This window comes from Chitinophaga sp. LS1, assembly GCF_034274695.1.
In the GTDB taxonomy this organism is placed as follows: domain Bacteria; phylum Bacteroidota; class Bacteroidia; order Chitinophagales; family Chitinophagaceae; genus Chitinophaga.
In genome coordinates this window covers 2,349,942-2,374,825 of sequence record NZ_CP128362.1, presented here as the reverse complement: position 1 = coordinate 2,374,825, position 24,884 = coordinate 2,349,942, and the positions used below count along the sequence as shown (strand labels likewise).

At 42.9% G+C, this 24,884-nt stretch carries 19 protein-coding genes and 2 tRNA genes; 9 read left to right on the top strand and 12 right to left on the bottom strand.

Annotated features, from left to right (window positions below):
• Positions 1 to 22: 22 nt before the first annotated feature.
• Together QQL36_RS09915 and QQL36_RS09910 are read right to left on the bottom strand one after the other, a co-directional pair.
• The gene (locus QQL36_RS09915) at positions 23 to 2,473 is read right to left on the bottom strand and encodes a cellulase family glycosylhydrolase (protein WP_321569624.1); all 2,451 of its coding nucleotides are present in this window, start codon (positions 2,471 to 2,473) and stop codon (positions 23 to 25) included.
• A gap of 142 nt (positions 2,474 to 2,615) precedes the next feature.
• Positions 2,616 to 6,833 (bottom strand): two-component regulator propeller domain-containing protein, encoded by a 4,218-nt coding sequence (locus tag QQL36_RS09910; protein WP_321569623.1) that lies wholly within the window; start codon positions 6,831 to 6,833, stop codon positions 2,616 to 2,618.
• Positions 6,834 to 7,234: 401 nt separating this feature from the next.
• Between QQL36_RS09910 and QQL36_RS09905 the strand changes: the two genes are divergently transcribed.
• Positions 7,235 to 8,512 carry an MBOAT family O-acyltransferase gene (locus tag QQL36_RS09905; RefSeq protein WP_321569622.1) on the top strand — a complete coding sequence of 426 codons (1,278 nt, stop codon included), beginning with the start codon at positions 7,235 to 7,237 and terminating at the stop codon, positions 8,510 to 8,512.
• Complete coding sequence (locus tag QQL36_RS09900) at positions 8,513 to 9,421, top strand: DUF1574 family protein (RefSeq protein ID WP_321569621.1); 909 nt, start codon at positions 8,513 to 8,515, stop codon at positions 9,419 to 9,421.
• 63 nt (positions 9,422 to 9,484) lie between these two features.
• On the opposite strand, the gene QQL36_RS09895 is transcribed toward QQL36_RS09900, so the two are convergent.
• The 3 genes from QQL36_RS09895 to QQL36_RS09885 all read right to left on the bottom strand — a co-directional run bounded on the left by QQL36_RS09895 (position 9,485) and on the right by QQL36_RS09885 (position 11,059).
• Positions 9,485 to 9,556, bottom strand: a tRNA-Arg gene (locus QQL36_RS09895).
• A 64-nt stretch (positions 9,557 to 9,620) separates the two neighbouring features.
• Positions 9,621 to 10,187, bottom strand: a complete 567-nt coding sequence (locus QQL36_RS09890) for a MarC family protein (protein ID WP_083723475.1) — start codon at positions 10,185 to 10,187, stop codon at positions 9,621 to 9,623.
• Between the two features lie 221 nt (positions 10,188 to 10,408).
• The gene (locus QQL36_RS09885) at positions 10,409 to 11,059 is read right to left on the bottom strand and encodes a tetratricopeptide repeat protein (RefSeq protein WP_083723477.1); all 651 of its coding nucleotides are present in this window, start codon (positions 11,057 to 11,059) and stop codon (positions 10,409 to 10,411) included.
• 89 nt (positions 11,060 to 11,148) lie between these two features.
• Here QQL36_RS09885 and QQL36_RS09880 point away from each other — a divergent pair, with 89 nt between their 5' ends.
• From QQL36_RS09880 to QQL36_RS09850, 7 genes are all read left to right on the top strand, one after another.
• Positions 11,149 to 11,835, top strand: coding sequence for a FadR/GntR family transcriptional regulator (locus QQL36_RS09880; RefSeq protein ID WP_321569620.1), 687 nt, complete (start codon positions 11,149 to 11,151; stop codon positions 11,833 to 11,835).
• Between the two features lie 172 nt (positions 11,836 to 12,007).
• Positions 12,008 to 13,222: an MFS transporter gene (locus QQL36_RS09875; protein ID WP_321569619.1), complete on the top strand. Its 1,215-nt coding sequence runs from the start codon at positions 12,008 to 12,010 to the stop codon at positions 13,220 to 13,222.
• A gap of 356 nt (positions 13,223 to 13,578) precedes the next feature.
• Positions 13,579 to 13,869 (top strand): 2TM domain-containing protein, encoded by a 291-nt coding sequence (locus QQL36_RS09870; protein WP_083723485.1) that lies wholly within the window; start codon positions 13,579 to 13,581, stop codon positions 13,867 to 13,869.
• A gap of 15 nt (positions 13,870 to 13,884) precedes the next feature.
• Positions 13,885 to 15,669: a long-chain fatty acid--CoA ligase gene (locus tag QQL36_RS09865; RefSeq protein WP_321569618.1), complete on the top strand. Its 1,785-nt coding sequence runs from the start codon at positions 13,885 to 13,887 to the stop codon at positions 15,667 to 15,669.
• 74 nt (positions 15,670 to 15,743) lie between these two features.
• Positions 15,744 to 15,815, top strand: a tRNA-Arg gene (locus QQL36_RS09860).
• 57 nt (positions 15,816 to 15,872) lie between these two features.
• Positions 15,873 to 16,433 (top strand): zinc-ribbon domain-containing protein, encoded by a 561-nt coding sequence (locus QQL36_RS09855; RefSeq protein ID WP_321569617.1) that lies wholly within the window; start codon positions 15,873 to 15,875, stop codon positions 16,431 to 16,433.
• 239 nt (positions 16,434 to 16,672) lie between these two features.
• Positions 16,673 to 17,215, top strand: coding sequence for a hypothetical protein (locus QQL36_RS09850; RefSeq protein WP_321569616.1), 543 nt, complete (start codon positions 16,673 to 16,675; stop codon positions 17,213 to 17,215).
• A gap of 180 nt (positions 17,216 to 17,395) precedes the next feature.
• Here the strand turns inward: QQL36_RS09850 and QQL36_RS09845 are convergent, their stop codons facing one another.
• From QQL36_RS09845 to QQL36_RS09815, 7 genes are all read right to left on the bottom strand, one after another.
• Positions 17,396 to 17,800: a DUF2141 domain-containing protein gene (locus tag QQL36_RS09845; protein ID WP_321569615.1), complete on the bottom strand. Its 405-nt coding sequence runs from the start codon at positions 17,798 to 17,800 to the stop codon at positions 17,396 to 17,398.
• Positions 17,801 to 17,805: 5 nt separating this feature from the next.
• Positions 17,806 to 18,918: a hypothetical protein gene (locus QQL36_RS09840; protein ID WP_083723493.1), complete on the bottom strand. Its 1,113-nt coding sequence runs from the start codon at positions 18,916 to 18,918 to the stop codon at positions 17,806 to 17,808.
• Positions 18,908 to 19,666 carry an alpha/beta fold hydrolase gene (locus QQL36_RS09835; protein ID WP_083723495.1) on the bottom strand — a complete coding sequence of 253 codons (759 nt, stop codon included), beginning with the start codon at positions 19,664 to 19,666 and terminating at the stop codon, positions 18,908 to 18,910. The genes QQL36_RS09840 and QQL36_RS09835 overlap by 11 nt, the downstream gene beginning before the upstream one ends.
• Complete coding sequence (locus QQL36_RS09830) at positions 19,651 to 20,859, bottom strand: M50 family metallopeptidase (protein WP_083723497.1); 1,209 nt, start codon at positions 20,857 to 20,859, stop codon at positions 19,651 to 19,653. Before QQL36_RS09830 ends, QQL36_RS09835 begins: the two co-directional genes overlap by 16 nt.
• 1,743 nt (positions 20,860 to 22,602) lie before the next feature.
• Positions 22,603 to 22,878: a hypothetical protein gene (locus tag QQL36_RS09825; protein WP_083723499.1), complete on the bottom strand. Its 276-nt coding sequence runs from the start codon at positions 22,876 to 22,878 to the stop codon at positions 22,603 to 22,605.
• A gap of 30 nt (positions 22,879 to 22,908) precedes the next feature.
• Positions 22,909 to 24,120: a beta-ketoacyl-[acyl-carrier-protein] synthase family protein gene (locus QQL36_RS09820; protein ID WP_083723501.1), complete on the bottom strand. Its 1,212-nt coding sequence runs from the start codon at positions 24,118 to 24,120 to the stop codon at positions 22,909 to 22,911.
• A 14-nt stretch (positions 24,121 to 24,134) separates the two neighbouring features.
• Positions 24,135 to 24,884 carry an SDR family NAD(P)-dependent oxidoreductase gene (locus QQL36_RS09815; protein WP_083723503.1) on the bottom strand — a complete coding sequence of 250 codons (750 nt, stop codon included), beginning with the start codon at positions 24,882 to 24,884 and terminating at the stop codon, positions 24,135 to 24,137.

Genomic DNA, 24,884 nt, shown 5'->3' with positions numbered 1-24,884 from the left:
TTAAAAATTTTATACGATCTGTTTATTCAAGCCAGATGGCTCCAATGTCTATGGAAGCGTTGTCTGGCACCTTGTCTGATGTGGAAATGTTTAGTGTTTCAATTTTATAAATGTTAAAGTCAATGTTGGTTTTTGGTATGAAATACTGATTCATGAATGCCGGGTATGGACGAGGCAATAAAGCTGTACTATCCTGTGCTAAAGCTGCAATAGGTATCTTATAAATATGCTGGTCATTGTTTAATGAAATTTGTTGTGAATAGGTGTACCCGTCTGTAGTAATAAAGCCAATATTTAATGCTGTTAATGTAGTTGCAGGAATGTATAAACACAAGAATTTTGTAGCTTGTAATTGTTGGTTGCTATTAATATTCTTTCTCCAAAAGAAGCGCGCATTGTCGTCTTTCACATGCATAGTATATCGCTGTACAGTAGCCGCGTACGGTTGTTCTTTGTAAGGTGCAGACTGTATGAAGGATCTTTCAGACAGGGAATAAATTTCCATTTCTCCATCAAGGATGTTCGCATCTGTAATGGCTGTTTCAAAATACCGCGTCACAGTGAAATCCCAGTCAAGCGGAGCACCCGCTTCTTTTTGAGGAAATGTATAGCTATTACCGTTACTATATACAGTGATGGTGTATTTTAAATTTTTACTTCTTACCATGGTGGCAGGAATAGTTCCCTGATAGGTATATCCATGTCTTCTTTCTAAACGGATATAAGGATTGTGATCAGACCAGAAAGAAACATGATCTGTTTGCAATATCACAGAGTCGGGAAATGAAGGTCCAGCTATATCTGCTGTTATAGATATATTTTGCCCACTATCCGCCGCAGCCAAAGGTATATGGACAACTTCGAACTGTTTTAACTGCGCTGGCGGCGCTACAAATTCACCCAATTTAATATGCTCCCATTCAGTGGCAGCAGACCATCGCCGGGTATCTTCCTTCATCAGCAAATAAACACCAGGAGTGATGTAAAAAGCACCTTTTTCGGCGATTGTATCTCTTTCTGATTGGAGGTTCCTGACAATAAAATGGGTACCCAGATCAGGCAATTGCAATTGCATAGGCCATTTGTTCCATGCAATGGTTACGACCTCCTTATTGGGAGCAGGGCGTGCAAAGGGATCTGCCACCTGTATCGCATCAGGCATCAATTCTAATCTCCATACTCCGTTTTCCAGTTTATCCAGGAAATAAGCTCCCGTGCCTTCATACTTTACTACAGGTGAGTTGCCATAACCTGCAATGGTGGTGAGTTGTGAAGGAGCTATTGGTTGAACGGCGGTATTGTTAGAATAAAAATATTGTTGTGGATTATTGAGCAGACTAAGGTCTTCCTGATAACTGACCCGGAAATTACCGAAAACAGTATCTGCCGGATAGGCAGGAAATTGTTCTCCCCGGTTTACCTCTTTCGCCACTGCTGCCGCTATTTTCATACTCAGCGCTTTCCGGGGTGTATAGGCCAGGTTTAAATAATGTGTCTGGTATTCTGTATTATAAGCAGCGATATCGATGGGATCATATGCAAACTGGGTGATCCACTGAAAACCCTGTGAACGGAATGTCCGTGTCATAGCCGGGTACATATAACTATAGGTGATATCTGCCGGATCGAATTCATAGATAGCTTTAGCCTTTGTGGCAAATCCTTTTTCGTTGGAGAAAGGGATGTTGTACTGATCTACATAAGGCAGAAAATTCCCCTTTCGCGTATGTCCGGCTACCAGGCCAATAGGATACCACTGGTAGGTAGTGCCTTGAATATCAGAATTATAGTAAGCAGGTACATGCTCCCGGTTATGGCTTACATTATAGAATATTGGTTTCTTATTCCCTGTCGATCTGATGGCGGCGACCATGGTGCCGATGTACTTTTTAGTATCTAAAGGGTCTCCAGCATGGCAAGGCTCATTATTGATCTCAAAGCCTACGATGGCAGGATCCTCTTTGTAAGCCTTTCCTGTATAAGGATTGACGTGTGTGAGCAATTGTTTGATATAGGTTTCCTGGGCAGCAATAGCTTTGGGATTCTTATGCACATCACATTTGTCATATAAATAGGAAAAACCACCTGTTGGCTCATTCCTCTCCGGGTAGCCATTCCCAAAATTGGTCATACAGGTGATTAACACCCTGATTCCCCGTTTTTGTACGCTGGAAATCAGGTAATCGAGGAGATCAAGGTGTTCATTTTGTTGTAACCTCCCGATGGAATCGGTAATTTCTACATCCCATATATGTATTCTGTAAGCATTGAATCCAAGGCGGGAAAAATGGTATACGTCTTTGTCAATAGCTGCTTTGTGATCTTTGACCTGGCGATAGGCATGTGCAAAAGGGAGGGTATAGTTCACTCCATAAAAGGAGGCCTCTTTTTTACTATCCGACCAGCGCATCACACCAGATTTATCAACGTAGATAGTCTGTTGAGCGAACGTGGCCGTAAAATACAAGCACATGCAAAGGAGTGGAATTGCCTTTAGGGACATAAATAACCGTATCAGTTTTTCGTACGGTTCGAAACTATTCAAGATTCGTTTTTAAGTGCGGCTGATATCGGACATAATAGGATAAAATTTAGACAACGGACACATATATTGATTATGTGTTATTTTTAATATACTGAGAAGGTGTAACTCCGAATTCTGACTGGAAACATTTGGAGAAATAGGAGGCTTCAGAGAATCCGACCATATACATGACCTCTGCCACGGTAAATTTGTTCTGTTGTAAGAGAACGGCGGCTTTTTTCATCCTGATGGAGCGGATGTATTCAACCGGGGTGAGGCTGGTAAGTTGCTTTATTTTGCGGTACAGTTGTTTAGAACTGGTAAAGCTCAGTTCACTGAGTACCTGAACATTGAACTGGGGATCGTCCATTTTTTCCTCTATGATCTGGGTGATATCGGAGAGGAACTGCTCATCTTTGGATAGGGTCTTGTTTTCTTTTGGGTCAGTGAGGGAGGAAATACGGAGTTGGTGCTCCATATCTTCCCGGCGTTTGAGTAGTTGTTCGATTCTTGAGAGCAGGATAGATATATCAAAAGGTTTGGACATAAAGGCATCGGCGCCAAGGTCGATGCTGTTTAGTTCGGTTTGCCGGTCGTCTTTTGCAGTTAATAATATAATAGGTATGGTGGCGGTCATGACTTGTTTTTTGAGTCGTCTGCTCATTTCAAGGCCGTCCATTACAGGCATCATGACATCTACGATGATGAGGTCTGGCTGCCATTCGAGGCTGAGGGATTCTCCTTTTTTGCCGTCGTGGGCGATTTTGATTTGGTATTGGGGGGCGAGGGCATGGTGTAGGAAATCTGTTATTTCATGGTTGTCGTCTACGATGAGGATCTTTTTTTTGGGGGAGGGATGCTTTCCGGGTTGTTCAGGCAGGGCATTCTGGTTTTTTGAATGGATGGTATGTTCCCCTGAAAGATCGCTCTGTTCTCCTGAAGGGGTGTGCTGGTTTTTTGAATGGATGGTATATTCCCCTGAAAGATCGCTCTGTTCTCCTGAAGGGGTGTGCTGGTTTTTTGAATGGATGGTATGTTCTCCTGAAAGATCGCTCTGTTCTTCTGAAAGGGTGTTCTGGTTTTTTGAATGAATGTTATATTCCCCTGAATGGTTGCCCTGTTCTCCTGAAGGGGTGTGCTGGTTCTTATGTTCCCCCATAATGGGAACGGCCACTCTTTCAGGAATAGGCAAACTGACAGTCACCGTAGTCCCCTCTCCTTCTACAGAGGCTATCGTGACATACCCGCCTAGTTGTTCCGCATAGTTCCTCACCAGGTAAAGCCCTATACCAGAACCTTCCTTGTTCCTCGCCGTAATGGAAGATTTGAAAAATCGCTCAAATACATATGGCACATCAGCAACAGGAATACCGATACCAGTATCGGTTACTTTTATTGCCACTATATTGTTTTGCTGGGTGATATCCAGATGGATAGCCCCTCCTTCAGGCGTATACCGGCAGGCATTAGATAGCAGGTTAGTGATGATCGCTTCTGTTCTGATCACATCAGTATCCATATAAATCTCTTCCCTGTTGCAGGTGAAAGTAAAAGATATCTGCTGGTTGCTAAAAGAGTCATACAGCTTTCGGGCGAAAGTCACTAGTTCCAGCTTTGACAATACCAAGGCGGAAAGCGCACTGCTATCAGCCCTGTTGAAGTTCAGTACTCTGTGAATTAAAGCATTCAGTTTCAGCGCATTTTGCTGTATCCCTTCGAGTTGCTTCTTTTTCAGCGGACTTCTGCTTTCTGCCAGCATCTGGCTTACAGGTGCAAGGATCAGACTGAGGGGCGTTTTTAGCTCATGCGAGATATCGGTGAAAAAGTTGAGTTTCAGATTGGTCAGCTCTACCGTCTTTTGTTTTTCTATACGCTCGATCTTGAGATTATGCCTTACCCTGAAGAAGTTGATTGCCCAGAGCACGAGTCCGACCACGATCAAAAAATAAATCGCTTTCGCCAGATTGGTATAATACCATGGTGGAATAATGGTGATCGATAGCTTTAATGGATTGGCAAATGGTTTTCCATATGCATCGAGTTTACTCACCAACAGGGTATAATGCCCGTAACTGAGATTTGTGTAGGTAATCAGGTTATTATTGAGTGGCAATGTATTCCAGTCATCATCTATTTGCGTGATCCTGTATACATACCGGGTGCCTTCAGGATCTGAATAACTGAGGTCAGAAACGGCGAAAGCAAGGTTGTTCTGCTCATGACTCAGGCGGATATTGTTCTTATATCTTATAGATCCGGATAGTTTACCATTGATATACATGGCGGTGAGATACAGCTGATTGCCGGCACCAGTGGCAGGTTGTATAACCGATGCCGCGATCCCTAATTCATCAGCTCCTCCCAGGTAGACGGCATGCTGGTCCTTATCATAATACATGGAGGTAAAGGCAGATTGTCCACTGTTGAATCGCTGTACCGTGGTGGTATTTCTGTCCATCATCCAGATACCTTCACTGGTGGAGATCCAGATATTGGCATCTACCTGTTCCATGCTTAATATCTGGTCAGCTTTAAATGGGATAATCTTTTGCTGGCCATCTTTTATTCTGACGATATTGCCGGGGCAACCGATCCAGATTACACCCGCATCATCTGCGAACATATAAGAGGGATGCTTTGATCCATCCATCAGGGTTTCTACCTGATAGTTGTGTGGGTTGATCTTATGCACGGCCCTGTTATAAATTAATGCCCAGATATTTCCCTGCGGATCTTTTGTAAGCTGGTTCACGGAGTTGCCGGCCAGTCCATTGTGAGCAGCGAAGTTGTGCACGGCTATAATAGGAGCTGTAGTGAGTCTGGATCTGTCTACAACAAAATCAGGAGCCGCAGTTTGCCGTGATTTGTTCGCTACAAAATTGGTAGTAGTCGTTTGCCGTGATACATCAGGAGCTGCAGTGAGCCGGGACCTATCCACCACAAAAATCCCTCCCAGGTAGGTAGCGATCCATAACCTTTGCTGGTCGTCTTCCTGAATATTATAGGCCCAGTTAGCATTACGTGACTGGGAGCTATCGATAATATTATAATTGACGAATGCTTTTGTGTGCCGATCGTATCGATTGATACCACCATCTGTAGCTACCCACACGTTGTTGTTTGTATCTTCAAAGATATCCCTGATGCGGTTGTGCGAAATAGGCAGGGACTTATCTCCCATCTTATACCATGCAGATGATATCTCATGGCCTCCCGGAGAGGTGCTACGGATAATACCATTTGTACCCCCCAGCCAGTAATCGCCGTAGTGATCTTTATAGATATTATAAAACCGGTTCCCATCCTTTTCATGAGTGATATCAAAGATGGGGATAACCTGCAGGCTGTTGTGGTTTTGTAACAGGGAGATGCCGTAGTCGGTACCCAGCCAAATGTTGGCTTCTTTGTCGGCAAACAGGCTCCAGATAATATTATTGACGATAGAGCCTTTGTTGCGGGCGTCATGTACAATATGCTCCAATTGCTCAGAGGCGGGGTCGTATATGTAAAACCCGGCGTCGGTACCTATCAGCAGGTTATTCCTGTTGTCAGTCATCAATGACTTTACAGAATGGTCCTGGAGGATGGGTAGTTTGACGGCGAGGTTTTTAATCAGATCGTAATAATAGATGCCCCCTTCTGTACCTACCCAGATCAGGTTACGCACCGTGTCTTCAAATAAAGCGTTGACAAAAAGGTTGCTGCGTTTATGAAGGTCGGCTAAGGGGATCTGGCGGACCTGTGATTTATCTGCCGAAAGGCAATACAGGCCATTATAAGTGCCGATCAAAATGTCTCCGTCACTGGTACGGGTCAGTGAATAAATGGTGTGGTTGGATAACCCTTTATAGCCGACGCTTTCCAGTTTTTTATGGGTGAAGTTGTATTTAAACAGTCCTTTGAAAGAGCCGATCCACAGATTATCATTTTCAAGCAGCAGGGTGCGTACATCGGTTGGGAATTGTACGGGCACTGGTTCATATTCATCTTTTTGGTAGTTATAAAAGAAGATGCCATTTTCCATGGCCAGGCACATCAATTCCTTATTGACGACGATGATGTCGTAGACGAATGTTTTATGGGAGGTATCCTTACCAAGGTGAGATTGTACAGAAAAGCCGTCATAGCTATAGAGGCCATTGTTGGTACCCAGCCACATGAGGCCGAGACTATCCTGGGCGAAAGCGTTAATAGTGGTAGCTTCAGGCCCGATAGCAATATTCCTGAATGTATGGTATTGATAGTTCTGGCCCCAAAGTAATTGTACTGATAATATGAAGATGGCAGTACAAATAAGTCGCTTCAACATACGGTACAAATGTAGGGGGAAAATAGTCAGGAGTGATATTTTTAGGGGCCTGCCGCTTGTTTTTTTTCCCCCTATAAAGTTGTATCTTATGAGGCTAAAGGTAAACCCCATTCCGGAAATACAGCGAATACATAAGGTGGGACATGCTCATGAAGTTAATGGATGATCATATTCAAATTGTCATCAATAAATGTCCCGAATGCTTCGAGGTAAATTTTGTTTGCATAAATTAGTAAAAGCTAATGTTATTTAATTCCATCGAATTTGCTATATTCTTACCAATAGTGTTTATTTTATATTGGTTTGTAACGAACAAAAATCTAAAATCCCAAAACATTTTACTGTTAATCTCCAGTTATTTCTTCTATGCCTGTTGGGATTGGCGTTTTATGTTCCTGCTCATGTTTTCTACATTTTTAGATTATTTCACTGGATTAAAGATGCAGGATCAGGATAACCAAAATGCTAAAAAGGGATGGTTCTGGCTAAGCATAATTATCAATCTCGGCTTTTTGGGCGTATTCAAATACTATAATTTTTTCGCAGCTTCTTTTGCTGATGCGCTTTCACACCTGGGAGTACGGGTCAATCCCGGAACATTGAATATTCTTCTTCCTGTAGGGATCTCTTTTTACACATTCCACGGGCTGTCTTATGTGATAGATATTTATAAAGGAAGAATTAAAGCGGAGAGGAACTGGGTGGATTACTCTCTTTTTGTAAGCTTTTTCCCACTTTTGGTGGCCGGTCCTATTGAAAGAGCGACCCATCTGTTACCGCAGGTTAAACAGGAGCGGACTTTTGATTATAAAAAGGCTGCAGATGGCTTAAGGCAGATACTTTGGGGGCTATTTAAGAAAATGGTGATTGCTGATAATTGTGCTATTTATGCGAACGATATATTTAATAATTCGGCACATCAATCGGGAAGTACGCTGGTACTGGGAGCAATCATGTTTGCTTTCCAGATTTATGGAGACTTTTCCGGGTACTCAGACATAGCATTGGGTACTGCCAGACTCTTTGGATTTGAGCTTTTACAGAATTTTGCCTTCCCTTATTTCTCAAGGGACATTGCTGAGTTCTGGAGGAGGTGGCATATCTCCTTATCCACCTGGTTCAGGGATTATTTATATATCCCATTAGGTGGTAGTAAAGGGGGAACCTGGATGAGGATTCGTAATACCATGATCATTTTTATCGTGAGCGGGTTCTGGCATGGAGCAAATTGGACGTTCCTCGTTTGGGGAGCCTTAAATGGATTATATTTTCTGCCATTGCTTGTGACAAGTAAAAACAGGAATAACCTGGGCATAGTAGCGCAGGGCAAATTATTGCCTTCATTGAAAGATATATTCAATATTGCATTGACCTTCGCATTAACGGTGCTGGCATGGGTCTTTTTCCGATCTGCGGATATTGGGCACGCAATGTCCTATTTGTCAGGCATACTTTCTCCTTCATTATTTTCCATGCCTGAGATATTGCCATGGAAGATCATTGGTCTGGTCTTTATTTTCATGATGATTGAATGGTTAGGGCGAGAGAATAAATATGCAATTGAAAGCCTGGGACTGAGGTGGAAAAAGCCGGTACGATACGCATTTTATTATACATTAATAATTGTCATTTTAGTATTTGCCCCACAAGAGCAGGCGTTTATTTATTTCCAATTTTAAATGATGAAGCAATTTCTACAAACACTATTTATATTCCTGATCCCCGCTTTGCTGTATTGTGTTTTTGGGGTATTTATATTGCCACACCGGCTTGTTATCAGTAATGGCCCTAATACACAACAACAGATTGATCGTTCTTTTGAGGATGTAGTAAAGGAAGATTATGAGCTGCTGATACTGGGAAACAGCAGGTGTTACAGGGGTATAAATCCTGCTATATTATCAGTCAAGGCATATAATTTCTCTCATGATAATGATTCTTACAATCAGCAGTATTATAAGTTGCAATACTTACTCAATAAAAGAAAGAAGATAGCATGTCTGGTATTGGGTGTTGATTATTTTGAGTTTAATGTATTGTCAAATTCACGGAATTATGCTTATGCAGATTATTTAGGAAAAGATTATGAAAGAGATTACAAGGATAAGGTTTGGGAGCTGAAGCTGAAGCATTTATTGGAAAATCTGAATCCAAAGCAGCTAAGTCTGTTGAAGAAGTCCAGCGTAAAACTTCCCTTTCAGCGGGAAAATGGCCAGTATATCAGGTATGGAACAGCACAGGAAAGCGATACCATCCACAGGGATATAAAGAGGTTGAAAATTCAGGAGGAGTACTTTCATAAGATAATTTCACTTTGCCGGGAAAACGGGATAAAGGTTTTTCTGGTGATGCCACCTGTTCGGCAGAATGAATTAAAATCCTATACAAAGGATGAGATAAACGAGTTCAATGCTTTTATCAATAGATCCATTGATCATAAAACGGCTGTTTACTGGAATTTTAGTGAAGATAGTAGCTTTACAACAAAGGATTATACGGATATTACCCACTTAAATGAAGGTGCAGCTGACCGGTTTTCAAAAATGCTTGACGACTCTATAAAGAGTTATATAGCAGGTTTCAAGTAATTGGCCTTCGGGTAAAATAAAAAGGGGTAGTATCAATGATACTACCCCTTTTTATTTAATATGTAGCCTCGACAGGAATCGAACCTGTATCTGGAGCTTCGGAAACTCTTATACTATCCATTGTACTACGAGGCCAAAACACCTTCTCTGTTTCGAGCAAGGAAGGCAAAACTAATCTTTTTGATCTCAATTACAAAAACTACAGGTTAAGATTGCTCTTAAATATCTTCACAGCTATCGCAAGGAGGATGACACCGAAGAACTTACGCACCACCATCAACCCTGCTTTACCCAGTATTCTTTCAATAAAACTAAGGGAACGAAGCACCACATAGATGATAATCAGGTTGATGAGGATACCTGCTAAGATGTTCCACTGGTCGAAGTTTGCCTTCAGTGACATAATGGTGGTCAGGGTACCGGAACCCGCAATCAACGGAAATGCGATGGGAATGAGGCTGCCTGTTTTCGTATCCTTCTCGCTCTTGAAGAACTCTACCCCAAGGATCATTTCAAGACCAATTACAAAGATCACGATCGAACCAGCTACGGCAAATGAGTGTACGTCGACGCTCAATAATTTCAGGAAAGGTTCACCTACCAGTAAGAAAAGGATCATCAGTACACCAGAAGCAAGGGTCGCCTTGCCCGAATCGATGTGACCGAGTTTTTCTTTCATGGAAATGAGAACGGGTATTGAACCAACAATATCAATTACAGCAAAGAGTGTAAAGGTTATGGCTAAGATCTGGTCAAAATGAAACATGCAGGGTTCGTATTTCCTGCAAATGTAATATTTAATTGGTTCCGTAATACATCCTTAATAAAGGAGAGAACAAGCCGAAAATCATGCTTTTGCCTTTGGCAAAAGCATGATTTTCAAATAGCCTGCGGCCGGCGGGAAGGGGAAAAACCTGCATTTAATTTCATAAAAAGGGAAAGGGTGCTCCGATCAGGAGCACCCTTTTTTGAAGCTTGTAGCCAGCATCAACCTGGCATACGGGAAATATATTTATCCATTTCCTTGATCTGACCTACGATCTGAGCAGTAGTCGGCTTTTGTGCCTTCGCCCTGCGGAAAAAGTCTTTTGCAGTTTTGAAATCGCGGCGGCTCATCGCAATCGAAGCCAGCGTCAGCAGCGCAGCAGCTGTATTCTCTTTATCAGGCAATCCCATTCTTACCGCCTTTTTCAGGTTGCTATCCGCTTCCTTCAGGTCATTCTTCTGATAAGCAATGGTACCCAGCTGGAAGTACTGCATTCCCTCATACTCCTTCATCGGACTACCAGACTTGATACTCTGGCGGATAGAAGCCTCTGCCTTATCCAGGTCCTTATTATACATGGCCAGATTACTCTGCATGAAATAATAAACAGACTGAATAGGTTTATATAACAACTTAGGGAATTTAATAGTATTCATCATCGCCATAGCAGTCTCAATATCACCAGCTTCAACAGCTTCCTGTACCAGGCGCATAGGGCCAAACATGAAATGGGTAACCAGGCAGATGATAGCCAGTACCAGTAAGATGGTAGCTTCCCACCAACCCACTGAAGCACCCAGCGCGATCCCGCCTAACAAAAGAATGATACCCAGTGGTAACCTATAACGAATAAATAAGTTTAATGCTTTCATCTGTCAAATCTATTACAAGAGGCGCAAAGATAAATAAAAAAAGATGTGACGATTTAAAAGGAATTACTACCTTTGAATCATCAGATGATATGATGAATAAACAGACCTTACCAATTAAGCGAAACAGCCTTGCAGACGAGGTTGCGCAGCGGCTACAGGAGCAGATCTCCCTGGGAACCTACAAAACCGGGGAAAAATTACCTACCGAACCGGCCTTAATGGGGTCATTCGGGGTAGGTCGGTCTACTATCAGAGAAGCCGTACGCATACTGGCGAACAGTGGGGTACTCAGGGTACAACAGGGCCTTGGCACTTTTGTAGAAGAGCAGACAGGTATCGTAGAACCCTTCCCCCAACGGCTGAAACGCGCACAGTTCGAAGATCTGGACGAGGTAAGACAACTGTTGGAATTGAAAATAGCACAAAAAGCGGCCCTCAATAGAACGGAACAGGATATAGAGCGGATGGCAGAGGCGCTGAATAAGCGAAAAGAATATGGGGTGGCCAATGACGTAACAGCCTGTATACAGGCGGATATCGATTTTCACCTGGCCATTGCACAGGCTTCGGGCAACAGCATTCTTACAGATCTGTACAGAACTGTAGCCATGCACCTGAAAGCGAAGTTTATAGAACGGTTTAAAACAACTGATACTTTTACAAATACGCAGCACCTGCACAAAAATCTTTTGAATAGTATTGTGGCGCAGGATGATCAGAAAGCATGGAAATGTGTGCAGCTGATCATCGACCACAACGATAGCAAGGACCTTTAAATTTTCAACCAGTAAGTGGCAAAGGATGATCAAAAGCCATAGCAACATGTCTCCCAAATCATCGACCACATTTTTAATTTTCAACCAGTAATACCAATTTCTGCTGAAACCGCCTCCACTGAAGGGAAGCGCTACAGGGATTGTATTGCCTATTTTTTCACTGATACATTTTATGGAAAAGATCGCCACTGCCAAAGCGCCTGTACAACAGGCCGCTGAGAGGACCGTATTCTCTGTATTATTGGCCCTCAGCTTCTCTCATCTGATCAATGATGCTATCCAGTCACTGATCCCCGCCATTTATCCGATTGTAAAGGATTCATTGAATCTCAATTTCAGCCAGGTAGGCTACATTACATTGACCTATCAGCTCACCGCCTCCCTGTTACAACCCCTGGTAGGTTTGTATACGGACAAAAAGCCACAGCCTTATTCCCTGATTATAGGCATGGGCTTTACATTGCTCGGACTCGTATGTTTATCACAGGCACATCACTTTTACTTCGTTCTTGTCTCTGTAGGTCTGGTAGGTGTAGGTTCCTCCGTATTCCACCCGGAATCCAGCCGGCTGGCTCACATGGCTTCCGGCGGACAACATGGATTGGCACAGTCACTCTTCCAATTGGGTGGCAATGCAGGTAGTTCACTGGGCCCTTTGCTGGCAGCAATGATCATTGTACCTCATGGACAATCCAGTTTGAGCTGGTTCTCCGTACTGGCTATTCTGGCCATCGTGGTGATGATCAATATCGGCTCCTGGTATAAGCAAAATACCCATCGCCTGAAACCTAAAAAGGTACAGGTGCATACAGACAATCGTCTGTCTAAGGGAAAAGTGATTTTTGCACTGAGCATCCTGTTGGTACTGGTATTTTCTAAGTATTTTTACATGGCAGGCATGACCAGTTACTATACGTTCTACCTCATGCACAAGTTCAATGTAAGTGTACAGGCTTCGCAGATCTACCTGTTTGTATTTCTCTTTGCTGTTGCAGCAGGTACCTTCTTTGGCGGCCCACTGGGCGACCGCATAGGCCGTAAGTATGTGATCTGGATTTCTATTCTTGGTGTGGCCCCTTTCTCATTGTTACTGCCACATGCAAACCTGATGTGGACATGCATACTGAGTATATTCATTGGTGTTATACTCTCTTCAGCCTTCTCAGCAATATTAGTATATGCACAGGAGTTAGTACCGGGCAAGGTAGGTTTAATAGCCGGCCTTTTCTTTGGACTGGCATTTGGTATGGGTGGTATAGGTTCCGCAGTATTGGGCAATATTGCGGATAGTAAGGGTATAGACTATGTGTTCCAGTTATGCGCCTATCTGCCATTGATAGGTTTATTAACAGGACTATTGCCGGATGTTGAGAAATCCCGAAAGTAGTTTGTGTAAAAACCAGCTCACCGGTCCTTGTTGATAAAAGATAAATTTATCACCAGGGACTGGTGAGTGCATTATTAAACAAAACGCTCTGGGTTTCATCAATTAAATAACCATTAAGACACAATCTTTGAATATCGTTGCGTGTGATGAATCGTCAATAAGTTTGGGTGAATGCCGTGGAATGTCGTAATGCGCTGATCTGGTAGTTAAATATTGTTCGTAGTCTGTCTGTTAGGTTCTTAAATCAAAATTAATCTGTTCTGCTGAAATTATATTGCAGTTAGTCTCCCCTCCGGATAATTCAGGAAAATTATCTATATTTAGATACGCGCCTATCTATTTAAACCACTAAACATATGGAAACTATACAACAACGGGATGAAAGGCTGTGGAAGATTGCAAAATCAAGAGCAGCTTTTAAGAATTCCCTGATTGTTTACCTCGTTATGAACCTCTTCTTCTGGGCGATCTGGTATATCACCACTGGTCGTTATTATGGAGGCACACCATGGCCGGTATGGCCGGGTTTGGGATGGGGATTAGCCATCGCATTCCAGTACTTCAACGCTTTCCATCGCGACCCATTTGGGGATACACTAAGAGAATATGAGCGGTTACAAGCCGAGAAGGAACAAAGAGGCCTGTAATAAACCAAAAGCAACATGACTGATCAGCCACGGAGATTATTCGACATTATCGCATACCAGCTGGCCCATTTTCCAAAAGCTGACATGCTGGTAGGAAAAGAAAACAACGTCTGGAAACAATATAGCACACAGGATGTAGCCGATCTGACAATACGCTTCAGTGCAGGCTTGCTTAAATTAGGTATTGGCAACGGGGACCGCACACCAGAAGGAGTAGATAAGATTGCGATCTTATCGCCCAACCGCCCGGAGTGGCTCATTACGGATCTGGCCTGCCAGCAGGCGGGCGCCGTACTTGCCCCCATTTACCCTACACTGAGCGAGCACGACCTGGAATACATTCTGAATGATGCTGCGGCCAGTATTCTCTTTGTAAGCGACAAAGACCTGTACGACAAGGTCTCGGCCTTCCGGAGCAAGCTGCCACACCTCCGGGAAGTGTTTACCTTTAACAAGGTCCCCGGTGCCAAACACTGGCTGGAAGTTCCAGCCATGGCCGATGAAGGGGACTTTCCAAAGATTGCCGCCATCAAAGACAGCATTGATCCGGAACAATTAGCCACCATCATTTATACCTCAGGAACAACGGGTACACCCAAAGGTGTGATGCTCACCCACCAGAATATCATGAGCAATGTACACGCCTGTATCCCCTGCCTGCCAGTGAATCCTACTGCCAAAGCACTTAGTTTCCTCCCACTGAATCATATTTTCGAACGCACCGTATCGTATATCTATCTCACTGCCGGCGTACCTATTTACTACGCGGAAAGCCTGGATACGATTGCCGATAACCTGCGGGAGGTAAAACCCTCCATCTTCACGACCGTACCACGGTTGCTGGAAAAAGTGTATGAGCGGATCATGGGTAAAGGACTGGAACTAAAAGGCATCAAAAAAGGGCTTTTCTTCTGGGCAGTAGACCTGGGCAAAAAGTTCGATATCAATCAGGACCAGGGCTGGTGGTACAAATTACAACTGGCCATTGCCAATAAACTCGTGTTCAGCAAATGGCGGGAAGCACTGGGTGGCAACATCGATGTGATTGTAACAGGCTCCGCCGCCTGCCAGGTAAGATTGCTGAAGATCTTTACAGCGGCAAAAATACCCATCCTGGAAGGCTATGGATTGACAGAAACCTCGCCTGTGATCAGCGTAAACCGTACGGAAGAAAAAGATCGCATGTTTGGTACTGTAGGGCCCCTGATCAATAATGTGGAAGTGAAGATTGCAGAAGATGGAGAGATCCTTGTAAAAGGGCCCAACATCACTATCGGCTATTATAAACGTCCCGATCTCACGGCAGAAGCCATCAAAGATGGATGGTTTCATACCGGGGATATCGGGGTGCTGGTGAACAATAAATTCCTAAAGATCACGGATCGGAAGAAGGAACTGTTCAAGACCTCGGGGGGTAAGTTTGTGGCCCCTCAGCCTATCGAAAACAAGTTTAAGGAATCCATATTTATAGAGCAGATGATGGTGGTGGGCGAAGACCGCAAATTCACCGGGGCGTTGATTGTACCGTCTTTCCCTCAGCTGGAACGCTGGGCGCATAAAAAAGGGATACAGGTCAGCGATCATGCGGCATTGTGCCGGCTACCAGAGATACAGATCCTGTTTCAGCAGATCGTGGAGAAGTACAATGCGTACTTCAGCCATATAGAGCAGGTGAAGAAGTTTGAGTTGCTGCCAAATGAGTGGACGATCGCGAATGGGGAGCTGTCGGGGACGCTGAAAGTAAAGCGGAAAGTGATTGCCCAGAAATATGCTGAACAGATTGAGAAAATCTATAATTAATTAAATGTGTGAGGAATTTTGGAAAAATCCTTTACTTTTGCACTCCGCTAAAGGAGGATTTTTCCTAAAGTGACGGCCCGGTAGTTCAATGGATAGAATAGAAGTTTCCTAAACTTTAGATACAAGTTCGATTCTTGTCCGGGCTACAAAATGAAGTCAGCAGCGATGCTGGCTTTTTTTATTTCGAGAATAATCCCTACCCTATGTTTATATTCTTCTACGGCAAGAGGCGTGCCCGCATTAAAACAGCTATCAGCAGTTATGAACACACATGTGAATATTGTAAATCTAATGATATGCGTGTTAAAGTATATCAGACTTACATTCACATATTTTGGATTCCATTTTTCCCTGTTGGTTCTAAGGATGCAGAGATCAAATGTGCCAAATGTAATTCTCCCAAATGGAATGATTTTATCATGAAGAAATATGAGGCATCGACCCGGACGCCTTTTTATTTGTACACATGGATGCTGCTGATTCCATTGTTTATAGGTTTGATTGCATATATCTGTGAGCAGAATGCACAACATACAAGAGAATACTTTGCCAAACCACAGGTAGGAGATCTGTATGAAATGAAAAACCCGGGAAATGGGCGAATTGTCTACTTCAATATGAAGATCACCGCCATCAAAAATGACTCAATCAGATTTCGGCTGGAAGAAGCGGCTTTTGCAGACAATGTTGAATATATTTTCCTGGCCCATGACTTGAGAAAGATGAGAGATAGCGGTTTGATTGTACAAATTGACCGCGAATAACCACAAAAGCTTACAGCAGGTTATGAAATCCGAAAAAATAGCTTTCCCAGCTATTACACGACCATACTTCCATAAGGTCACCACAAGGTCACCACAAGGTCATTAAAAGGGCACTTCAATATCCATTCGATATTGAAGTGCCCTTTTAATGACGTATTAATACTCAATTAGCAATATAGTCGCACTATGTAACCGAACTAATCCTTAATATTGACTTTATAACCCCAAAATAAATTTTTATGGCCCTTGTCAAAGACAATATCCTCCTACAATGCATCCGCGGCTCCCTGGGCGATCAACTCACGATTTACGAAAGGAACGGACAAATTATTATCGCCAAGAAACGCGGCCCATCTAAGAATAAGCCCACAATAAAACAGCTGGAAGCAAGGTATAAGATGAAAATAGCAGCAGCTTATGCACTGGCGATCCTGGAAGATCCTGAGCTGAAAGCTTATTATAAATCCCTCGCAGGACCCGGCCAGAATGCCTATAATATGGCAGTAAAGGATGCTTACAAGTCACCAGAAGTGCAGAACATTCGTTTTGAAGAGGAGACTGTAATCGTAACCGCGAAAGACGAATTCAGAGTAGCTGCAGTGGAAATACGGGTGGTAAATAAAGTAGGTAACATACAGGAAAGAGGAAATGCAGTATTAAGCAGAAACGGCGTGGATTGGCATTATAAGGCTACCAGTTTACCCCCAGGTGGTAAGGTGATAATAGTCGCGGTCGATTTGCCGGGCAATGAAACGGTAAAAGAGCTATCGATAGGCGGATAATAACGACTCTTTCACCTCCAATTAATATCCTTTTATTTCAGATCTGGCAGATTGCACATCTGCCACACCGGCCTATTGTCATATATGTACGGTTGGTGTCACAAAAAAAATATGCCATCAAAAGGAATTACAAATACGCTTATTAAAAAAGCGAGAGTTAGCGATACCGCTAGCTCTCGCCTAATTCCTTAAACTTACCGTTATCGATGACTGGTCCGTCACCGTAAACTTTGTACTCGCATACGTCGGATAAGCCGGTACATTATTAGAAAGCCCATACGGCTCTACAGGCACTGACATCACCTTATCCAGCGTCTTGTTACTATTCAGATCCTGAAATATAGTAACCGCATACTCCCCTGCCGGCAGTTTGGTAAACAGCACTCCGTTTTTCACACGGCTGGCAGGCACTTTGATTTTTGAAAAAGGTACTTTCATAAAGTCACCTTCTTTGTTGTAAAGCGCGAAATAGAAATCCCCTTTATTGATCAGTATATTTCTAACATTGACCTTTATAGAACAATTTCTCTGTGCAAAGCCCGCGAACGCTGACAACAGCAACAAGGATGTAAATAATATTTTCATGATAGTTAGTTATGAATTAAGAATCTATTTTTATAAAGTAGGTGAACATCTGCCAATGGACGGTCTATAATTGCGTCCCGGTTTTTATTGTTAAACAAATGGAAGACATCTTTATCAAGTTCCATCAATTTGTAATTCTCTCTATTCAATATATAGTACCTGCCATCGAGCATGAACAACCCAGCTTTATCATTGATCGCTATATTTGTAAGACTGGATGGTATACCCGCATCAGGAGCTACTATAGTCAGATACCGGTGTATAAACATCCACCCCTCCCACTGCATAGTATATGTCTGCAATGCATTTTCCAATATGCTATACAAATAGCGAATGCTCTGATCTACATAAGCTGCAGGATTCCGTTCTCCCTTAGGCGGTGCAATAGGATCATACACATTCCACCTGGGCTGTAAGCGCTCATCATAATATGACAACATCGGTATGATAGGCACTTTCAGATAGAATGACAATGTAGGCAAACCTGTTCTCACAAACATTTCCTGACCGAAGAATGGGATCTGCTGGCTGTTATCCCGGTTCAGATAACCATTGGATCCGGAATTGCCATCTAAATAAGCCAGTACTGAATAGCCCTGTTTCATTTTACCCATAATCTGCAAAGCGAGGTCTGCTCTATCAGCAGGAAATACGATGAATTCTGAAGTAGAATTGAATGCATCTTTCACCAGCTGGAACTGGTACATCATTTTCTCCAGGTTAAACTTGTAAGCAAGCGGATCTGCTATCAGCACTACATTAATATTGTACTTCACCAAAAAAGCAATGGCTGATCTGTATGAACCTGTATGATAAGAAACAAACAGCGCTGGCAAATGCTTTTTAATTTCATCATAATTAAATTCATTAAAGTCGTCTATACCACTGAACTTTGAACTGAACTGTGTATCGATCCCTTGTAGCACCTTGTAAGACAGGATATCGAAATAGGCGCTTTTATGCTGGGATTCCGGCATTGCTGGCAGACACCTCGAAAGGTTGGCAGACAGGAACTGAAACGTCTGCAGACTGTGGCTTTCCCACTTCTTTTCAAATGATACTTTCAGTTCCTGCTTGCTTTCCTCGAATATTTCGAGCCTTAAATTTTTAGATTGCATATTCCTCTGTTTTTAGGAATTGATGAATGTGATGAAACATTTTCGTTGGATCAATGATGTGTGCTTCACCAATCAATTTTTTAAAACTCAGATTTTCTAAATATTCATGTAGACTATCCAACGTATCCATGTCGATCATCTTGTCTTCCGATCCATACAGCAGCATCGCCCTCGTAGACTGTGGCCGAATCTCGATCCGCGAGGTACGGATAATGTGATTCATCTGCTGGATAATAGGAACCTTATCAGGTATAGAAAGTTTCAGATTTGAAAACTTCTGTAACCCGATCAATGGATTCTTGTTGAAGTCTTCGTAACCATGAGAGAAGAGACTCAGTACCCTACAGAAAAGGTACATATCTACATCACTCACTTTTTTCAGTACAGACAGCAGCTCTTTATCTCTTGCCAGAATTCTGTTGGCACATGCTATCAGTACGGCAGACTTGATATTGTGACGGTTCAGATTCAATAAGTGCTGTACCAGGAGACCTCCGTAACTATAACCGACCAGGTGTATGGGTTTATGTATATGATCCAGTACTTCTTTGTCGATATATTGGGCCAGTTCCTTAAAATTTTCCAGCTTGATAAATGGCCTGTTGTAGCCTGGATATTCGTAAAAGATGACCTCAAAGCGCTCCAATAGATCCTTGGGAATATTGGTTGTCCAGAAGCGGCTGTCTGAACTCATGGGGTTAAAGAATATCAGGCATTCATCCGCATTTTTATTTATGCTCTGTACCATTTTACACGTTTTAAAATGACGTTTGAAAATAGCTTCCTGTACTTCCGGGTAAACAGTGATATGATCACTATGGTCACTATGCGCTTGAGCACTTCAATGGCCGTCTCGAAATTAAAACTCAGGTAAGGTATATACCTGATCAGTGCAATTGTCTTCAATATGGAGGCATATATAAAGGCAAATGCCATAAAGGTGACGAATATGATAAACGATACGCGAATGATGGTATATACAACCAGTAAGATCTTTTTAAAGCTATAGTCGCGGGGTTGCTCTTCTGCGAACGGGTCTTTCTTAGTGACCGCATTCAGGAGTAGTTCATTGGATGTCTTTATCAGGTTCGGTACACCGAGGAAGTCTGATAATACCCAATAGCCGTCGAGCTTTAAGAGTGGTACAAGGTTCGCCACCATGAGCACACTGTTGAACACATAGATCTTCCAGACAAAGCTTTGTGCAAAATCGTTGCTAGTGGTATGCAATGCTGCTACAAGGCCCAGGTTGATGATCAATTGAATATAAATTCCTGCCAGGTTGATTTTTATTCTGTTGCTTTTGGACACTGTCCATACATCCGTCAGGTCGGTATACATGGCTGGCATGATGGTGTAGAATCCAAGGCCTATACTCCTGGCATTGATACCTGATTTATAGGCAGCGGCTGTGTGACCCAGTTCATGCACAAACATGATGAAGAAGAGGGAAAAGTAAGAGGCGACCCAGGTCAGTATCTCTGTTCCCAGTGGCAGGTCATCGTTGGCTACGATACTGTGTGTACGGGAATAGAGCGCAAAGTTTACACCTGTTAGTAACAGGAACAGGAAGTAGAATGATTTGCCAAACAGAAAGGACAATGGTTTGGCCAGTGTGGTGGATTGCCTGCTGGAAAGAACTTGCTTCTTATACCAGAATCCATCGTCGGACGCTTCACTGGCTTTGCTTTCTGTGGTTTTGAAGATGGGCAAAATCTTTGTGTCTATTATTTCTTTCAGGCCGGCCAGGCTGACGTTATCAAGTCGGGCTTGTAAGTCTTCCAGGTATTTGGCTTGCTGGCCTTCCCTTAAGATCTGATACATGAACTCGCCTATCTTGAAGTACTTGCCCTCGTAGGAAAGTACAAATTCATTGTTAGAAGCACTGGTGATTGAGTAATCATAGTTTAACAAGGAATTTTCTGTTTGTAGAGGATTCATATAAAATGATTTGAAGGGTTTTTAAATGATGGGCATTTTTATCAAATGCCCATCATTAGTGATCATATATTGCCGGGTAACATACACCAACACCAACTTTGGGTAATGACTTATAACAAGGATCTATTCTTTTCATGGGAATCGATTTTAGACTGTTATAAATTGGGGGTTCGCATTCTCCTGCCGGTGGTTACAGGCTGCTGTGATTAGCAATTGATTGTGATAGAATCGATCACAGAAGCTGCTGCCAGTTCAACGCGAGATTCCAGTTCTACGATATTTAATTCCTGCATTTTGTTAAGTTTTAAAAGGTTTGAAAAAGGTTGTTCAATGAGCTATTATATGAATAGCTTCTGTGCAATTAGCAATTGATTGTGATGTCGATTGCTGCTGCGGCTGCCGCCAGTTCTACGCGGTTTTCCAGTTCTACGATGTTTAATTCCTGCATTTTGTTAAGTTTTAAAAGGTTTGAAAAAGATGTTCAATGAGCTATTGCATGAATAGCTTCTGTGCAATTAGCAATTGATTGTGATGTCGATTGCTGCTGCGGCTGCCGCCAGTTCTACGCGGTTTTCCAGTTCTACGATGTTTAATTCCTGCATTTTGTTAAGTTTTAAAAGGGTTGAAAAAAGGTTGTTCAATGAGCTATTGTATGAATAGCTTCTGTGCAATTAGCAATTGATTGTGATGTCGATTGCTGCTGCGGCTGCCGCCAGTTCTACGCGGTTTTCCAGTTCTACGATGTTTAATTCCTGCATTTTGTTAAGTTTTAAAAGGGTTGAAAAAGATGTTCAATGAGCTATTGCATGAATAGCTTCTGTGCAATTAGCAATTGATTGTGATGTCGATTGCTGCTGCGGCTGCCGCCAGTTCTACGCGGTTTTCCAGTTCTACGATGTTTAATTCCTGCATTTTGTTAAGTTTTAAAAGGGTTGAAAAAGATGTTCAATGAGCTATTGCATGAATAGCTTCTGTGCAATTAGCAATTGATTGTGATGTCGATTGCTGCTGCAGCTGCCGCCAGTTCTACGCGGCTTTCCAGTTCTACGATGTTTAATTCCTGCATTTTGTTAAGTCTTAAAAGGTTTGAAAAAAGATGTTCAATGAGCTATTGCATGAATAGCTTCTGAGCAATTAGCAATTGATTGTGATGTCGATTGCTGCTGCGGCTGCCGCCAGTTCTACGCGGTTTTCCAGTTCTACGATGTTTAATTCCTGCATTTTGTTAAGTTTTAAAAGGGTTAAGAATGTTAATTAGTCGCAATTGATTGTGATATCGATTGCTGCTGCTGCCTGCTCTATGCGGCTTTCCAGTTCTACGATAGTTGTTTCCTGCATGTGTGTAGGTTTTAAATTGTTTATGAATGTTAATTAGTCGCAATTGATTGTGATGTCGATTGCTGCTGCTGCCTGCTCTATGCGGCTTTCCAGTTCTACGATAGTTGTTTCCTGCATGTGTGTAAGTTTTAAATTGTTTATGAAAATGATTAACAGTTTACTTCGATTGAATCGATCACAGTAGCACCAGCCAGTTCAAGACGGGTTTCCAGTTCTACTACGTTGAGTTCGAGCATGGACATGTTGATATAAATTTTGGTTGATGAGTGGGTTAAACCGGGGGTAGCTTACTTATTGATGCAAACCTGCCTGAAAGGCCTTCTGATGCTACGCACACCCTCCGGTGACACAATGTTAGAAAGACCGTTTTTGACTAGTTCTTTTTGCATGGGGCTTGAATTACGGTTATACAACTGCCAGGTGCAATACATCATAGATGCGCTGCGCAAGGGTACCCACTGTCTTGAAGCTTTCTTCGCCGAAGTCAGATGCTTCCAGTTCGAATTCTGCCATCAGTACAGAAGTCACTTCCAGTACTGCCAGGCTGTCGTCAAACAATCCGGGGTTTTCGTCATTGCCAAACAAGGCCTGATCGTTAGATAATTCATCAACTGATTTGTTCAGGTTCAGTACGCTGATGAGAACTTCTTTAGTTTTTTGTTCGATTACTTTGTGTTCCATAATTATAAGTTTTTAAAGGTTTTTAAATTTTTAGTTTTTATATTTTGTTAATAAAATGCTGGCCATGTTTCCGCCGAATCCAAAGGAGTTGGACAATACTGTATCCAGCGGAATGTTATTTTTGTTTTGTGTGACGAATTCGATCTTTTCAGATTCAGGCAGGTCGTCCGCCTCGTAGTTTGCATAGAGGGCATTGTGCTGCATACTCAGGATGCTGATGATCGCTTCTATGCTGCCTGCTGCACCCAGGGTATGACCGGTGAGGCACTTGGTAGACCCTACATATGTTTTACTGGTCTTTTCCTGTAGCAAGGCTTCACACCCTTTTAGTTCCGCACTATCATTCTTGCCGGTACCCGTACCGTGTGCATTGATGTAATCCACATCATCTGTACTCATACCACCATATGCAAGGGCACTCTTCATACACTTCAGTGCATAGATGCCATCCGGATGAGGTGCTGTAGCGTGATAGGCTTCGTTTAATATGTGATACCCTTTGATCTCTGCATAGATGGGCGCTCCCCTTTCGACAGCCGATTCCAGGCTTTCAAGGATCAGGATGGCACACCCATCACCCAGCGACATACCATCTCTTGATTTGGTAAAGGGTTTACACTTGGTTTTGGAGATAGCCATCAGGCTATTGAACCCTGTATAAGTGAGCTCCGTAAAGATGTCCATTCCACCACTGATCATGATATCGGCCTTTCCGTTTTCGATCAGGTCAAAGGCCCTGCCTATCGAGTTTGTGCCGGAAGCACAGGCTGTGGAGATGGCAGAAACGTATCCCTGTAGTTTGAAAGCGCGGGCGATCTTGCCTAAGATCTTGGGGGTCGAATACAGCGCCAGCTCATAGTCATCCTCATTTTCCTGCACTGATTTCTTGATTCGCTGCAGGATGGGAAAACTGGCCCCTACTGATGTACCGATGATGAGACCTGCATTGTGCTCGTGCAGTATTTCTTCTGACAGGTTTGCGCTATCTATCGCCTCCTGTATACACTTTACGGCTACTTCGCTCATGATGGATACATCTTTGTCCCAGGAGCTCTGATAGAGTTCATAATCCATCATAAATCCCCTGTTGTTGGCAAATAGTTTGTGGGCGGTGCTAAACCTGTCTGATGGAATTGCATTGTATTTGATGCTGCCATTTTCGAGGCTTTCTGTCATTTCAGCTATATTATTGCCTAGTGCTGATATGGCACCGATACCGGTAACAACGACTCTCTTTTTCATGTTACATAGTTTTTTTAGTTCATACCACCATCGATCACGATTTCCTGGTTGATTAAAAATTCGGGACATTCCAGTGCCAGGTAAGAGATGAAGTTCGAAATTTCATCGGTGGTACCCATCCGCTTTAGCAGACTATTACCCACCCTGTTGCTTACATATTGATCAGGAAGATTGTCTACCATATCTGTTTCGATAAAGCCAGGCGCCACACAGTTGATGATGATACCCATGCCCTTTACTTCCTTGCTCAAGGACTTGGAGAAGCAATTGATGGCGGCTTTGGAAGCGGCATAAGCCGATTGTCCGGGGTTGCCTTTGATACCTGCCAGCGAAGTCACATTGATGATCCTGCCGTTCTTTCTTTTGATCATAGATGGCAGTACTGCACGACTGGTATTCATTACACCATTCACGTTGTTGTGCATCACTTCCCACCACTCTGCACCCGACGTCATGAGGAAAGGCTTGGGGTTTGCATTGAGCTTGCTGTCGCGGATACCTGCGTTGTTGATCAGTACATCCACATCTCTCAGGATCTCTTTGTTGGATTTGAACAGGGCTTTTACTTCTGCTTCATTGCCCATGTCGCACTTGAAGGTGTATACATTTGGGAAACCTTCTGCGTGGAGTTCTTCCACTATTTTCTGTGCGCTTTCTGCTGAATACTGGTAGGTGAATACAACCTGATGACCCAGTCTGGCGAAGGTTTTTACCAGTTCTTTGCCGATTCCTTTGGAACCGCCTGTGATGAAAATATTCTTCAT

What these genes read in the sequence shown, in the direction of transcription:
- QQL36_RS09915 (WP_321569624.1), bottom strand. Translation starts at nt 2,473, where the DNA reads ATGTGCTTGTATTTTACGGCCACGTTCGCTCAACAGACTATCTACGTT.
- QQL36_RS09910 (WP_321569623.1), bottom strand. Translation starts at nt 6,833, where the DNA reads ATGTTGAAGCGACTTATTTGTACTGCCATCTTCATATTATCAGTACAA.
- QQL36_RS09905 (WP_321569622.1), top strand. Translation starts at nt 7,235, where the DNA reads ATGTTTTCTACATTTTTAGATTATTTCACTGGATTAAAGATGCAGGAT.
- QQL36_RS09900 (WP_321569621.1), top strand. Translation starts at nt 8,513, where the DNA reads ATGATGAAGCAATTTCTACAAACACTATTTATATTCCTGATCCCCGCT.
- QQL36_RS09890 (WP_083723475.1), bottom strand. Translation starts at nt 10,187, where the DNA reads ATGTTTCATTTTGACCAGATCTTAGCCATAACCTTTACACTCTTTGCT.
- QQL36_RS09885 (WP_083723477.1), bottom strand. Translation starts at nt 11,059, where the DNA reads ATGAAAGCATTAAACTTATTTATTCGTTATAGGTTACCACTGGGTATC.
- QQL36_RS09880 (WP_321569620.1), top strand. Translation starts at nt 11,149, where the DNA reads ATGATGAATAAACAGACCTTACCAATTAAGCGAAACAGCCTTGCAGAC.
- QQL36_RS09875 (WP_321569619.1), top strand. Translation starts at nt 12,008, where the DNA reads ATGGAAAAGATCGCCACTGCCAAAGCGCCTGTACAACAGGCCGCTGAG.
- QQL36_RS09870 (WP_083723485.1), top strand. Translation starts at nt 13,579, where the DNA reads ATGGAAACTATACAACAACGGGATGAAAGGCTGTGGAAGATTGCAAAA.
- QQL36_RS09865 (WP_321569618.1), top strand. Translation starts at nt 13,885, where the DNA reads ATGACTGATCAGCCACGGAGATTATTCGACATTATCGCATACCAGCTG.
- QQL36_RS09855 (WP_321569617.1), top strand. Translation starts at nt 15,873, where the DNA reads ATGTTTATATTCTTCTACGGCAAGAGGCGTGCCCGCATTAAAACAGCT.
- QQL36_RS09850 (WP_321569616.1), top strand. Translation starts at nt 16,673, where the DNA reads ATGGCCCTTGTCAAAGACAATATCCTCCTACAATGCATCCGCGGCTCC.
- QQL36_RS09845 (WP_321569615.1), bottom strand. Translation starts at nt 17,800, where the DNA reads ATGAAAATATTATTTACATCCTTGTTGCTGTTGTCAGCGTTCGCGGGC.
- QQL36_RS09840 (WP_083723493.1), bottom strand. Translation starts at nt 18,918, where the DNA reads ATGCAATCTAAAAATTTAAGGCTCGAAATATTCGAGGAAAGCAAGCAG.
- QQL36_RS09835 (WP_083723495.1), bottom strand. Translation starts at nt 19,666, where the DNA reads ATGGTACAGAGCATAAATAAAAATGCGGATGAATGCCTGATATTCTTT.
- QQL36_RS09830 (WP_083723497.1), bottom strand. Translation starts at nt 20,859, where the DNA reads ATGAATCCTCTACAAACAGAAAATTCCTTGTTAAACTATGATTACTCA.
- QQL36_RS09825 (WP_083723499.1), bottom strand. Translation starts at nt 22,878, where the DNA reads ATGGAACACAAAGTAATCGAACAAAAAACTAAAGAAGTTCTCATCAGC.
- QQL36_RS09820 (WP_083723501.1), bottom strand. Translation starts at nt 24,120, where the DNA reads ATGAAAAAGAGAGTCGTTGTTACCGGTATCGGTGCCATATCAGCACTA.
- QQL36_RS09815 (WP_083723503.1), bottom strand. Translation starts at nt 24,884, where the DNA reads ATGAAGAATATTTTCATCACAGGCGGTTCCAAAGGAATCGGCAAAGAA.